This window comes from Pseudomonas sp. NPDC088368, from assembly GCF_044753445.1.
Lineage (GTDB): Bacteria > Pseudomonadota > Gammaproteobacteria > Pseudomonadales > Pseudomonadaceae > Aquipseudomonas > Aquipseudomonas bambusae.
The window spans coordinates 184,865-198,226 of record NZ_JBIVNG010000009.1 but is presented as its reverse complement, the minus strand read 5'-3'; the positions used below and the strand labels follow the sequence as shown (position 1 = coordinate 198,226).

At 60.4% G+C, this 13,362-nt stretch carries 13 protein-coding genes; 9 read left to right on the top strand and 4 right to left on the bottom strand.

Annotation, left to right across the window (positions count from 1 at the left end; translation table 11 throughout):
- The first annotated feature begins 124 nt into the window (after positions 1-124).
- Positions 125-1,741 carry an L-aspartate oxidase gene (nadB, locus tag ACIQAL_RS20700; protein ID WP_401148904.1) on the top strand — a complete coding sequence of 539 codons (1,617 nt, stop codon included), beginning with the start codon at positions 125-127 and terminating at the stop codon, positions 1,739-1,741.
- Here the strand turns inward: nadB and ACIQAL_RS20695 are convergent.
- Complete coding sequence (locus ACIQAL_RS20695; RefSeq protein ID WP_401148902.1) at positions 1,710-2,177, bottom strand: protein YgfX; 468 nt, start codon at positions 2,175-2,177, stop codon at positions 1,710-1,712. The genes nadB and ACIQAL_RS20695 overlap by 32 nt on opposite strands.
- Complete coding sequence (locus tag ACIQAL_RS20690) at positions 2,161-2,415, bottom strand: succinate dehydrogenase assembly factor 2 (protein WP_110950141.1); 255 nt, start codon at positions 2,413-2,415, stop codon at positions 2,161-2,163. The genes ACIQAL_RS20695 and ACIQAL_RS20690 overlap by 17 nt, the downstream gene beginning before the upstream one ends.
- 143 nt (positions 2,416-2,558) lie before the next feature.
- Here ACIQAL_RS20690 and ACIQAL_RS20685 point away from each other — a divergent pair, with 143 nt between their 5' ends.
- Together ACIQAL_RS20685 and ACIQAL_RS20680 are read left to right on the top strand one after the other, a co-directional pair.
- On the top strand, positions 2,559-3,500 hold the full coding sequence (locus ACIQAL_RS20685; RefSeq protein WP_401148898.1) for a YgfZ/GcvT domain-containing protein: 942 nt from the start codon (positions 2,559-2,561) through the stop codon (positions 3,498-3,500).
- A gap of 71 nt (positions 3,501-3,571) precedes the next feature.
- Positions 3,572-4,393, top strand: coding sequence for an HDOD domain-containing protein (locus tag ACIQAL_RS20680; RefSeq protein WP_166596205.1), 822 nt, complete (start codon positions 3,572-3,574; stop codon positions 4,391-4,393).
- A gap of 77 nt (positions 4,394-4,470) precedes the next feature.
- Here the strand turns inward: ACIQAL_RS20680 and ACIQAL_RS20675 are convergent, their stop codons facing one another.
- Positions 4,471-5,886, bottom strand: coding sequence for a sensor histidine kinase (locus ACIQAL_RS20675; protein ID WP_401148896.1), 1,416 nt, complete (start codon positions 5,884-5,886; stop codon positions 4,471-4,473).
- Positions 5,879-6,550, bottom strand: a complete 672-nt coding sequence (locus ACIQAL_RS20670) for a response regulator (protein ID WP_341962460.1) — start codon at positions 6,548-6,550, stop codon at positions 5,879-5,881. The genes ACIQAL_RS20675 and ACIQAL_RS20670 overlap by 8 nt, the downstream gene beginning before the upstream one ends.
- Before the next feature lie 454 nt (positions 6,551-7,004).
- Between ACIQAL_RS20670 and ACIQAL_RS20665 the strand changes: the two genes are divergently transcribed.
- The 6 genes from ACIQAL_RS20665 (at position 7,005) to ACIQAL_RS20640 (ending at position 13,355) form a co-directional block, all read left to right on the top strand.
- Entirely contained in the window at positions 7,005-7,991 is a 987-nt protein-coding gene (locus tag ACIQAL_RS20665) for a Bug family tripartite tricarboxylate transporter substrate binding protein (protein ID WP_401149302.1), read from the top strand.
- Between the two features lie 78 nt (positions 7,992-8,069).
- Positions 8,070-8,528, top strand: a complete 459-nt coding sequence (locus tag ACIQAL_RS20660; protein WP_401148893.1) for a tripartite tricarboxylate transporter TctB family protein — start codon at positions 8,070-8,072, stop codon at positions 8,526-8,528.
- Position 8,529: 1 nt separating this feature from the next.
- On the top strand, positions 8,530-10,044 hold the full coding sequence (locus ACIQAL_RS20655; protein ID WP_166596201.1) for a tripartite tricarboxylate transporter permease: 1,515 nt from the start codon (positions 8,530-8,532) through the stop codon (positions 10,042-10,044).
- Positions 10,037-11,071, top strand: coding sequence for an AbrB family transcriptional regulator (locus ACIQAL_RS20650; RefSeq protein WP_401148889.1), 1,035 nt, complete (start codon positions 10,037-10,039; stop codon positions 11,069-11,071). Before ACIQAL_RS20655 ends, ACIQAL_RS20650 begins: the two co-directional genes overlap by 8 nt.
- Before the next feature lie 59 nt (positions 11,072-11,130).
- Positions 11,131-12,492, top strand: a complete 1,362-nt coding sequence (locus tag ACIQAL_RS20645; protein WP_401148886.1) for an AAA family ATPase — start codon at positions 11,131-11,133, stop codon at positions 12,490-12,492.
- Positions 12,489-13,355 (top strand): hypothetical protein, encoded by an 867-nt coding sequence (locus ACIQAL_RS20640; RefSeq protein ID WP_401148883.1) that lies wholly within the window; start codon positions 12,489-12,491, stop codon positions 13,353-13,355. Before ACIQAL_RS20645 ends, ACIQAL_RS20640 begins: the two co-directional genes overlap by 4 nt.
- Positions 13,356-13,362 lie beyond the last annotated feature (7 nt).

Genomic DNA, 13,362 nt, shown 5'->3' with positions numbered 1-13,362 from the left:
CGGTGCCGCGGAGTAGCGCACAATCCGCCCCCGCTGTGATTCACAATTGCCATAAAATCCCAGCCATTGTGCCGTTACCACTCCTTACATACTAGTGGCCATATAGAAGCCGAGATAAGAAGAAATGAGCCGACACTTTCAGCACGACGTTTTGGTGATCGGCAGCGGTGCCGCCGGATTGAGCTTGGCGTTGACCCTGCCCGATCATTTGCGCATCGCGGTCTTGAGCAAAGGCAATCTGGCCAATGGCTCGACTTTTTGGGCGCAAGGCGGCGTGGCGGCGGTGCTGGACAACACAGACACCGTTCAATCCCACGTTGAAGACACTCTTAATGCCGGGGGCGGCCTGTGCAATGAGGAAGCGGTGCGATTCACCGTTGAACACAGCCGTGAGGCCATTCAGTGGCTGATCGACATAGGCGTACCCTTCACCCGCGACGATCAGTCGGCCGTCGTGGATGGCGGTTTCGAGTTTCACCTGACCCGCGAAGGCGGCCACAGCCATCGCCGGATCATTCACGCCGCTGACGCGACCGGCGCTGCTATTTTTCGCACCCTGCTGGCACAAGCACAGGCGCGGCCGAACATTGAATTGCTGGAACAGCGGGTCGCCGTCGACCTGATCACCGAGCGTCGATTGGGGCAGGATGGCGAGCGCTGCCTGGGCGCCTACGTGCTGGATCGCGCCACTGGCGAAGTCGATACGCACAGCGCGCGCTTCACGATTCTGGCATCAGGCGGTGCGGCGAAGGTTTATCTCTACACCAGCAACCCTGACGGCGCCTGCGGTGACGGCATCGCCATGGCGTGGCGTTCGGGTTGCCGGGTTGGCAATCTGGAATTCAATCAGTTTCACCCGACCTGCCTTTATCACCCGCAGGCCAAGAGTTTTCTGGTAACCGAGGCCCTGCGTGGCGAAGGGGCGTTTTTAAAGTTGCCGAATGGCGAACGCTTCATGCAGCGGTTCGACGAGCGCGCCGAGCTGGCCCCACGAGACATCGTCGCACGGGCGATTGACCATGAAATGAAACGTCTGGGGGTCGACTGCGTTTATCTCGACATCAGCCACAAGCCCGAAGATTTCATCAAATCTCACTTCCCGACTGTTTATGAACGGTGTCTGGAATTCGGTATCGACATCACCCACGAACCCATTCCAGTGGTGCCAGCCGCGCATTACACCTGCGGCGGCGTCGTGGTTGACCAGCACGGCCGCACCGACGTGCCGGGGTTATATGCCATCGGCGAAACCAGCTTCACCGGACTGCACGGCGCCAACCGAATGGCCAGCAATTCGCTGCTGGAATGCTTCGTCTACGCCCGCTCGGCGGCGAACGACATCATCACGCAGCTTGGGGCTATCAAGCAGCCAGCGGACTTGCCGTTCTGGGACGCGAGTCAGGTGACGGACTCGGACGAGGACGTGATCATCGCCCACAACTGGGATGAGCTGCGCCGCTTCATGTGGGACTACGTCGGTATCGTGCGCACCAACAAGCGCTTACAGCGCGCCCAGCACCGGGTGCGATTGCTGTTGGACGAAATCGACGAGTTCTACAGCAATTACAAAGTCAGTCGAGACCTGATCGAGCTCCGCAACCTGGCCCAAGTCGCCGAACTGATGATTGCCTCGGCCATGGCGCGCAAGGAAAGCCGCGGGCTGCATTACACGCTGGATTACCCGGACATGCTGCCCGAGGCCGTGGACACTATTCTGGTGCCGCCCACCTTCGCCGACTGAATTTCAAGCGCAAACGCAGGCGTCGGTGGGTGTCCGGCGCCAGACTGTCGCTGGGAATGCACAGGCTCCTGACCCACATACGACTCAGCCAGCCACCGCCCGGCAGGCGAAACCTCAGCACGATCATGTGAGGTAACGCGAGACTGTCCGGACGCAACTGAACTGGCTGCCAACCTACCCGCTCGTTCCATAAATGCCATCCGGTGTCGTCCCGACGCAGCCCGGTGAACGCTCGGGCACCGCTCAACAGAATCGACGTCGGCACGCAATGAAAGCCATGAAGCACGCACAGCAACGCGCCTAGCAAAATGGCCCAAACGGGGAGACTCAGGAAAAAGAGGCAGATCAACGCGAGCGCCTGAGCGCCGAGGTATGCCGTCAGCAAGGCCCGAGAGCGTTGCCAACGGCATTCGAAGCAATCACTTCGGCTGGACACGGTCCAGAATCATGCGAACCATGCGCTGCAACTCCGGATCTTCCGATTCCCCGCGCTGCATGAACCAGACGAACATGTCCTGGTCCTCGCACGTCAGCAGACGGACATAGAGCGCACGGTCAACGTCGTTGAGCGATGGATAGACTTCTCTGACAAACGGCACTAGCAGCACATCCAGTTCGAGCATGCCGCGGCGGCTATGCCAGAAGAGGCGGTTGAGTTCAATTTCTTCGACCATGGGGCGCTCCTCGAATTTGGCGGCGAGTATACAGGGGAGCCCGCGAGCGGCGAACCCGCGTTTAGTCGCAATGCATTGCATATACCCATAAACGAGACAGGGCACTATGATGGTGCCCCAGACTTTTACCCCTGCGATGAACCATGGCCGATTCAGCTTTTTTCTGCCCACTCTCCCACGAAGGTGTACTGGCCGTTCGCGGCGTGGACGCCAGCAAATTCCTGCAGGGCCAATTGACCTGCAACATGGACTATCAGAGCGAGGCGACTGCCACGCTGGGTGCCCGCTGCACGCAAAAAGGGCGTATGCAGTCCAGCTTCCGCATTCTGTTGGAGGGTGATGGCGTGCTGCTGGCCATGGCCAGCGAGTTGATCGAACCGCAGCTGCTCGACCTGAGAAAATACGCCGTTTTCTCCAAATCCAAGTTAAATGACGAAAGCGCCGCCTGGGTTCGTTTCGGCCTGCGCCATGCCGACAACGCGCTGGTCAGCCTGGGCCTGGATTTGCCTGAGACGACCGATTCGGTAGTGCGTGCCAATGACCTGATCGCCATTCGCGTCTCCTCTGGCCGCGCCGAACTCTGGGTTCGTGCTGATCAGGCGTCGGAGGTACGCGGTCGTCTGGCGGAACAACTGTCCGAAGGTTCGCTCAATGACTGGCTGCTGGGTCAGATTCGCGCCGGTATCGGGCAAGTGTTCGCGCAGACTCGGGAAGAATTCATCCCGCAGATGATCAACCTGCAGGCTGTGGGTGGCGTCAGCTTCAAGAAAGGTTGCTACACCGGCCAGGAAATCGTGGCGCGGATGCAGTACCTGGGCAAACTCAAGCGACGCCAATATCACCTGTCGCTTGAGGGCAGCGAAGTGCCCGAGCCAGGCGTTGCGCTGTTTTCTCCGGTTCACGCCAGCGCAGTCGGTAACGTGGTCATGGCGGCTCGATCAGCCTCGGGCATCGAGCTGCTGGCCGTCTTGCAGGCGGACGCCGTGGAAGACGGCAATATCCGTCTTGGCACAGCGGACGGTATTGCGTTGCAGCTCGGCGAACTCCCGTACACTTTGGATGCCAAACTGGAGACACAGCGTTGAGCCGTCGTTGTCTGCCCCTCGCCGTCGCGTTTACGGGGTGCTGACCGGAATGCCTTATCCAGAGATCCAATATGAGTAGTATGGCTGACGAGGTGCAGAGGGATCTGATCCGGGCGATCGACAAGGACGCCCTGTTTCTGCCGACGCTTCCTGAAGTTGCGCTGAAGATTCGGCTGGCTGCCGAAGATTCGGAAATCAGCATCATTGCCTTGAGCAAGGTCATCGGTAGCGATACCGCCCTTTCCGCTCGCCTGATCAAAGTCGTCAACAGTCCATTGCTGCGCCCCAGCTTCGAGGTCAGCGACGTGCTGACCGCGGTCCGCCGGTTGGGGGTTAACTACAGTTGCAACCTGGCGATCGGCCTTGTGGTGGAGCAGATGTTTCACGCCAAGTCCGAAGTGGTTGAAACCAAAATGCGTGACATCTGGAAACTGAGCCTGCAAGTTGCCGGGGTCAGCAACCTCTTGAGTCATCAGCGAGGTCATTTGAAGGCTGACAAGGCCACCCTCGCCGGCTTGATTCACCTCATTGGCGTATTGCCGATCCTGACTTATGCCGAAGACAACTTCGAGCTGCTGGCCGACGCCGTGAGCCTCAATCATGTGATTGAACGCATTCACCCGATCATTGGCGAGCGACTGCTGCGGTCGTGGGACTTTCCAGAGGCGTTGGCCATCGTGCCGCGACAGTTCCAGAATTTCGGCCGGATATCAGAACAGGCCGATTACGTGGATTTGGTCCAGGTCGCGACCGTGCACGTGCATGAAGCCACCAGCCGTCCCTACCCCAATCTGGATGTGCAGAACATGCCAGCCGTCAAACAGCTGGGGCTGAACATGGCCGATGGCGGGTTGATCGGGCAGATGAACGACGCAATGACGCTGCTTTACTAGCCGCTAATCGACCTGCGGGACAAAGACTTGTGGGAGCGAGTAGATTCGCCCCCACAGAGCCGTATCGAGACAGACGTTCAGCGTGTTTCAAGCTCTGACGTCGCGAACGTCACTCGCACTTTCAAGCCCCGCTCTACCCCGTCATGCAACGTGATCTGCGCCAAGTGCGCTCGACAGATCTCGCCGACAATCGCCAACCCCAAGCCTGATCCCGCGCTTTGCTGATTGCGCCGATAAAAGCGCTCGAATACCCGGTCACGCTCGTGCAGCGGTATGCCGGGGCCATCGTCTTCGACCTCCAGCACGCAGGGCGAATGCACACGAAGCACCACATTGCCTCCCGGCGGCGTATGCGCGAGCGCGTTATCGACCAGGTTACTCAACAGCTCGTTGAGCAACGTGGGCTCACCTTTCATCCACACCGGCTCGTCGGCTTCCAGCGCCAGCGCAACACCTCGCTTGTGTGCCAGCGGTGCCATCGCCATGCCCAGTTCCCGAGCCAATTGGCTGAGGTCGAGCAGCTGGGCTCCACCTTCTGCAATGGCCCGGGCACCGTTTTCGATCCGCGCCAGCGATAACAATTGATTCGCCAAATGGGTCAGCTTGTCAGTGCCGGACGCGGCGCTTTCCAGCGTGCTGCGCCAGGCAGCGGGTTCCTGATCTCGTAGCCCCAATTCAACTCTGGCCTTGAGCGCGGCCAGCGGGGTTCGCAACTCATGGGCGGCATCGGCGATGAACTGCGCCTGACGCTCGAATTGCATGCGCAGCCGCTCGGTGAAGTGATTGAGCGAACTCACCAACGGACGCAGTTCATGCTGCACCTGCACCATTGGCAATGAACGCAGGTCGTCGGGCTGACGCTCTTCCACGGCCGTGCGCAGCCGGTCCAGCGGGCGTAATGCGGCACTGACCGTGAACCACACCAGCAGCAGCGCGCCGCTGCCAAGCATGCCGAGACGCAGCAAGGTGTCGGCCATCAAACCTCGGGCCATGTTGACCCGCTGCTCTTCGGTTTCGGCCACGCGGATTTCGGCAATGCCGTTCATGTTCGGCTCACTGACCGCTTTGAGGAGGCTCACCACGCGCACATCTTGCCCCTGATAACGCGCGCTGTAGAACTTGGCCAGGGCGGGATAATCGTCGGTACGCGGCGTGCCGGGCGGCGGTGCGGGCAGGTTTTCATAACCGGAAATCAGCTTTTGGTTGATGTCGTTGACCTGATAGTAAATGCGTCCCGCACTGTCATAGGCGAAGGTGTCGAGGGCAACGTAAGGCACGTCGGCACTGAGGGAGCCGTCGCGCTCGGACAACCCCGCCGCGATGGTCCGCGCCGAGGCCAGCAACGTCCGGTCGTAGGCCGTGTCAGCCGCTTCGCGCCCGTTCCAGTAAGCGCTCATGCCACTGGCGATCATTAGCACCACCAGCAGCAAACCCAGGTTCCACAGCAGGCGCCAGCGCAGGCTGTTTTCCGCTGAAGGAAACGGGTTAAGCATCGCGGCTTTCCAGCAGATAGCCCAGCCCACGGAAGGTCACGATGGCAATCGGATGCCCGTCGAGCTTCTTGCGCAGGCGGTGAACGTAAATCTCGATGGCGTCGGCACTCGCCTCTTCATCCAGGCCAAAGACCTGCGCGGCGAGTTGTTCCTTGCTCATGACCCGGCCGGGTCGGGCGATCAGCGCTTCGAGCACAGATTGCTCGCGGGAAGTCAGGGTCATGGCGTCGTCACCCAGAGTGAAACGCCGCGTGTCGAGATCGTAGACCAACACCCCGCAACGCTGCTGACGTTCGCCGCCCAGGACGCTGCGCCGCAGCAGGGCTTTTACCCGCGCTTCGAGCTCGGACAATTCGAAAGGTTTAGCGAGGTAATCGTCGGCCCCCAGGTTCAGGCCGTGCACACGATCCTTGACGTCGCTGCGGGCGGTGAGCATCAGCACCGGGGTGTTTTTGCCCCGCGCGCGCAGTTTGGCCAGCACTTCAAAACCGTCCATGCGCGGCAGGCCGACGTCGAGAATTGCCACGGCGTATTCCTCGCTGCTCAGCGCCAGGTCAGCGGCCACGCCGTCGTGCAACACGTCCACGGTCAGCCCGCTGCCCTTGAGCGCCAGCGCGACGCTTTCAGCCAGTTGCAAATGGTCTTCGACGAGCAGGACACGCATGGATGTCTTCCCTTGAGGCGTTGAATGGTGGCGGAGTTTACAGGCGCAGCACCCGGTGTGGAGATGCGAAATGTCTGAAAATCCGCCGATGAAAATGGAAACACAATCATCGAAAGGTTCATGAAAGGTAGTTGAAAGGTTGCTGAAAGCTTCGCTGATTAGGATTCGGTCACGCCTCGTTACGATTGCACCTCGCGCTGCCTTCGTAACGCTGGGTCGTGACGAAAAACGCCTCGATGCGTTTTCAACAATAAAAACAATATCGGAGTCATCGGTGATGCCATCACTGCACATCCCGGCCATTGCGCCGCCTGAACACCGTCCTGTTTTGAGTACACTTCGCCGCTTGGCGCAGTGCATCGTCACGTCCCCGTTTTTGCTGTTCGCAGGCCCGTCACGCTGCGAAACGATTGCCTGATCGACTCACACCCAAAAACAACAACTCCGCCGGAGACTGACCATGAACCTATCACTGCGCCGTATCAGCGTCGCCGCCAGCTGCATGCTGGTGGCCACTCAATTGTGGGCTGCCGAGCCTGGCCGCCCTGAATGCATCGCCCCGGCTTCGCCCGGTGGCGGCTTTGACTTGACCTGCAAACTGGTGCAAAGCGCGCTGGTCAACGAGAAGCTGCTGAGCAAACCGATGCGCGTGACCTACATGCCGGGCGGCGTGGGCGCAGTGGCGTATAACGCGGTAGTCGCTCAGCGCCCCGCCGACGCGGGCACGCTGGTGGCGTGGTCGAGCGGCTCGTTGCTGAACCTGGCGCAAGGCAAATTCGGTCGTTTCGATGAAAACGCCGTGCGCTGGCTCGCGGCCGTCGGCACCAGCTACGGCGCCATCGCCGTGAAAGCCGATTCGCCTTACAAGAACCTCGACGATCTGGTCAAAGCGCTGAAAGCCGACCCGAGCAAAGTGGTGATCGGCTCTGGCGGCACCGTCGGCAGCCAGGACTGGATGCAAACTGCGCTGATCGCCAAGGCCGCAGGTATCAACCCGCGTGACCTGCGCTACGTGGCCCTGGAAGGCGGCGGTGAAATCGCCACGGCCCTGCTCGGCGGCCACATCCAGGTCGGCTCCACCGACATTTCCGACTCCATGCCGCACATCCTCAGCGGCGACATGCGCCTGCTGGCCGTGTTCTCCGAGCAGCGTCTGGACGAGCCGGAGATGAAGAACATCCCCACCGCCAAAGAGCAAGGCTACGACATCGTCTGGCCCGTGGTGCGCGGCTTCTACCTCGGGCCAAAAGTGACCGACGAGGAATACAACTGGTGGAAAGCTTCCTTCGACAAGCTGCTGGCTTCCGAAGATTTCGCCAAGCTGCGCGATCAGCGTGAACTGTTCCCCTTCGCCATGACCGGCCCCGAGCTGGACACCTACGTGAAGAAGCAGGTCGCCGACTACAAAATGCTGGCCAAGGAATTCGGCCTGATTCAGTGATTGAACCCCCACGACTGGTTCTCCATTGACTGACTACGTGTCGCGCCGCCTGCGCGGTGGCGCGACCAGGAGCTTCCTATGGTCTTGCAACGACTGTTTGCCTTCGTGCTGCTGTTGGCCTGTATTGGCCTGGCGCTGATGGCCTGGCCTTATCAGGCCCCGTTTTCCTACGAACCCGTTGGCCCGCGAGCGTTTCCGCTGCTCATGTTAGGGCTGATGGGCCTCTCGCTGCTGTACATGTTGATTCGCCCAACCCCGATCAAGCACTCCGAAGATGAGCCACCGCTGGATCGCCCGACCCTGATCAAGATTTCTATTTGCACGGTGCTGTTGCTGGTGTTCGCCGGTCTGTTCGAGCCGCTGGGCTTCGTGCTCAGCAGCATCCTGATCGGCATCCCCATGGCCCGGCTGTACGGCGGTCGCTGGCTGCCGAGCATCGTCATCACCACGCTGATGAGCATCTTGCTGTACGTGCTCTTCGACAAAGTGATGGATGTGCCTCTGCCCCTCGGCCTGCTCGACGTTCTGGAGAACTGATATGGACACTCTCGGTTACCTCGGCCAGGGCTTCGGCGTCGCATTGACCCCGTACAACCTGGTCACCGCCCTTTCCGGCACCCTGATCGGCACCATCGTCGGCCTGCTGCCGGGCCTTGGCCCGATCAACGGCGTGGCACTGCTGATTCCCATCGCGTTCGCCCTCGGCCTGCCGCCTGAGTCAGCCCTGATCCTCCTGGCAGCGGTTTATCTGGGCTGCGAATACGGCGGCCGCATCAGCTCGATTTTGCTGAACATCCCTGGTGAAGCGTCCACCGTGATGACCGCGCTGGACGGCTACCCGATGGCTCGTCAGGGCCTGGCCGGCGTGGCGTTGTCGCTGTCGGCGTGGAGTTCGTTCATCGGCGCGTTCATCGCCACCTGCGGCATGGTGATGTTTGCCCCGCTGCTGGCCAAATGGGCGATTGCCTTTGGGCCTGCGGAATATTTCGTGCTGATGGTCTTCGCCATCGTCTGCTTGGGCGGCATGGCCGGTGATCGACCGTTGAAGACCTTCGTCGCCGCGCTGATCGGCCTGTTCCTGTCGAGCATCGGCATCGACGCCAACAGCGGTGTGTACCGCTTTACCGGCGACAACATCCATTTGGCTGACGGTATTCAGTTCGTCGTGCTGGTGCTGGGCCTGTTCTCGATCAGCGAGATCCTGCTGTTGCTGGAGAAAACCCATCGCGGCCAGGAAGCGGTAAAAGCCACCGGGCGCATGATGTTCAACTTCAAGGAAGCGGCGTCGGTGTTTACCGTCAACATCCGTTGCGGCCTGATGGGCTTCATCATGGGCGTGTTGCCGGGTGCCGGTGCGACGCTGGCCAGCGCGGTGACCTACATGACCGAGAAACGCATCGCAGGCGCGAGCGGAAAATTCGGACAAGGCGACATGCGCGGTCTGGCAGCCCCTGAAACTGCCATCGGCGCAACTGCCTGTGGCGCGTTGGTGCCGATGCTGACCCTGGGCGTCCCGGGTTCAGGCACCACCGCCGTGATGATCGGCGCGCTGTCGCTGTACAACATCACGCCGGGCCCGCTGCTGTTCCAACAGCAACCGGACATCGTCTGGGGCCTGATCGCATCGTTGTTCATCGCCAACATCATGCTGGTGATCCTCAACATTCCGATGATCCGCATCTTCACCCGCATCCTGGCCGTGCCGAACTGGGCGCTGGTGCCAGTCATTGCGATCATCACGGGGATCGGTGTCTACGCCGTTCACGCCACCACATTCGACCTGTTCCTGATGGTCGGCATCGGCATCTTCGGTTACATCCTGCGCAAGCTGGACTTCCCGCTGTCGCCGATCCTGCTGGGCTTCATCCTCGGCGGACTGATGGAGCAGAACCTGCGTCGCGCGCTGTCGATCTCCAACGGCTCGCTGGAGATTCTGTGGTCCAGCCCGATCACCCTCGGCGTGTGGGTCGTGACCGCGTTCATGCTGGTGCTGCCGCTGATCCGCATTTGGCGCAAGCGCAGCGTTCAGCGTCGCGCACTGGCCGATGTCTGACCGGCCGTTCAAAACGTGGTGGGGTACGCCGCTGGTCGGCCTGCTGGGGGGCTACCTCGCCAGTCAGGTCGGCTGGCCGTTGCCCTGGATGGTCGGCTCGCTGCTGGCGATCATCCTGGTCCGCTGCCTCACCCCGTGGCAGTTGGCTGAAATCCCCGGCGGCCGCAAATGCGGCCAATGGGTGGTCGGCATCGGCATCGGCCTGCACTTCACTCCTGTCGTCATCGAACAAGTCCTCTCGCATTTCGGCCTGATCTTCATTGGCGCGTTGGTGACCAGCATTTCCAGCGTGGTCGGCGTATGGCTGATGCTGCGTACCGGGGAGGACCGCGCCACAGCGTTCTTTTCCAGCATGCCTGGGGGGTCGGGCGAGATGGTCAACCTCGGCGCGCGTAATGGCGCAACCCTCAGCAACGTCGCGGCGGGGCAGAGCCTGCGGGTCTTGGCGGTCGTGCTGTGCGTACCGGCGATCTTCAAATACCTGATGGGTAACGGCGGACCGCCCGCGCACGCAACGGTGGTGGACTGGACCTGGCTGGCGCTGCTGTTCCCGGTCGGCGCATTGGTCGCGTGGGGCTGGCAACGCTTGAAGCAGCCCAACCCGTGGCTATTCGGCCCGTTGCTGGTGAGTGCAATCGTCAGCGTCAGCTTCGACCTGCACATTGGGTTGCCCAATGGTGGCAGTCAGATCGGCCAGTGGCTGATCGGCAGCGGGCTGGGTTGCCATTTCAACCGAGCCTTCTTCCGTCGTGCGCCCTCCTTCATGGGACGCACCCTGATCGGCACGGCGCTGACCATGAGCATTGCGGCACTGTGCGCATGGATACTGAGTGCCGCGACGCACCTTGATCTGCGTTCGCTGACCTTGGGCATGATGCCCGGCGGGATTGCGGAAATGAGCCTGACGGCTGAGGTGCTTCAGCTGTCGGTGCCGCTGGTGACGGCCATGCAGGTGATGCGGCTGTTGTTTGTGCTGTTCCTGGCGGAGCCGTTGTATCGATATTGGAATCGGCAGGCTGCCCCGTAGCCTCACATGCCCACCGGGACAGAGTTTGTTAACATCCGGACCTTCGCCAGAGGTGACCCATGCACATTCAAAAACTCCAGATAGAGAACCTTCGCTCGTTCAAAGAAGCCGAGATCGAATTCAATCTGCCTGAGACGAAGGGCGTGCAGTTTCCAAATGTGAACGTGTTGCTGGGCGACAACGGACTGGGCAAGACCAGCGTCTTGCGAGCGGTAGCACTGGCAACGCTGGGACCTTTGCTCAGCGGCTCCTCTGGTTTCGTTTCTGAAGGCCTCGTACGGCGTCCACCTGCCAGAAAGGCTGGCAAGGTCAATCTGGACCGTCCGGAACCGGCAGAGCTAACGGCAACCGTCCGTTCGACCGAGAGCGAACTGTCGGACGCGGGCGACTGGCCAATGCCCAGCCACTTTTCGATGACGACACACATTCGCACGCTGAGCTCTACTGAAAAGCTCGACTGGTCGGTCTCTCCCAATTCCACGGCGGAATCAGCCGAAAACCTTCAATTTGATGAGGCTAGCCCAGCATTTTTCGTCGTGGGCTATGGCGCCACGCGCCGGGTTGAAGCCTCGTCTCAAGTCGATGGCAGTGCGCGGATGAAGTCCAGGCTGCGGCGTTATGAACGGGTCGCGGGCTTGTTCGAAGAGCACATGTCGCTGATGCCGCTTTCCTATTGGCTGCCTGCTTTTGCCGAGCAGAGCAAAGGGCGTTACAAGCAAGTGATCACCCTGATCAACAAGCTGCTGCCCGACCATTGCCAGATTCAGCCTGCGGCATCGCGGACCCGAGACGGGTTTGAGCATTTGTTTGAAATGAACGGCATCGCCCTGCCGTTCCGTGCGCTGTCGGACGGATTCCGTGGGTACATCGGCTGGATCGGCGACATGCTGTTTCACATCTGCCAGGGTGTCAGGTCCGGTGAGCGGTTGAATCAGACACGAGGGGTGGTAATGGTCGATGAAATCGACCTGCATTTGCACCCCGAGTGGCAACGCACGGTGGTGCCTACGCTTGCCGCAGCGCTGCCCAACATCCAGTTCATTCTGACGACCCACAGCCCGCTGGTCGTGGGGTCGCTGTCGTCGAACAATCTTTATGTACTGGAATACGATCAAGAGGAAGCGGCGAGTGTGATCAAACGCCTGCCGGAAATCGTTCAGGGCAAAAACTCTGATCAGATCCTGCTTTCCCCTTATTTCGGGCTGGACACCACGCGCTCAGCCCTGGCCGCCGAAACCCTCAGTGAGTTGGCCAGACGCGCGGAGGCAGGAGACCCGGACGCGGCGCTCAATTATCTGAAAGTTATGTCCCGTGGGATGGCCGCGAAACGAGGAGATACCCGTTCAGCCTCAAAAACCAGTGGGTTGCCTGCTGCGGCCATCAACCGGGCGCTCAAAAAAACGACGGAATCCAAAGAGTGATCCGCTACCCCATCACCGAACAGGAACTGATAGCACGCATCAACCTGCTCTCCCCCAAATGGATGGGCGCGGCGGCGGAACGGACTCAAGCATTTGTCGACGCGGGTCAGTACCTGGACGGCAATGACTTCTGGGGCACGATCAAGCAGGTCTACATCGAGTTGCAACATGAAAAATGTGCGTACTGCGAAACCAGGCTTCAAGGCTCTGCACTGGCGAGCAAGGTGCATGAAGTCGAGCATTATCGCCCCAAGTCGAGCGTCAAGGCATGGCCAAACCGAGCGATTGCCCGCTGGAAAGACTTCACCCATGACTGGCCAACCGGAGCGGCCAGTGCCATAGGGTATTTCCGCCTCGCCTACCATCACCTGAATTACGCGATCGCCTGTACCCGCTGCAATTCGACGCTGAAGGCCAACTACTTTCCGGTTCGTGGCCCCCGTGACTTCAACAGCCAGTCACCCCAAACCATGCAGAGTGAGGCTGCGCTGCTGCTTTACCCGATATCGTCGGTAGACCCCGATGATCCCGAGGACATCATCACCTTCGACGGGGTACTCGCCATACCGGCGCACCCACAAGGCCCCGCCTATGAGCGCGCGATAACCAACATTGAGTTCTTTCAGCTCAACAGCCAGGATTTGACATCCAGACGCGCCGATTGCCTGCGCGGGCTCTGTCTTGCACTTGACCCCAGCGGTTCTGACGCCTATCAACGCAAAAAAATGAAAGTCGCGGAGGCCCTGTGCAGCCCGAAAAGCGCATTTAGTGCCTGTTCCAGAGCCTTCCGTACACTATGGTCGGCGGATCCTGCAAGGGCCCAACGGATCGCAGAACTCTTATTCGAAGACCTCGACGACTGACAAAGGC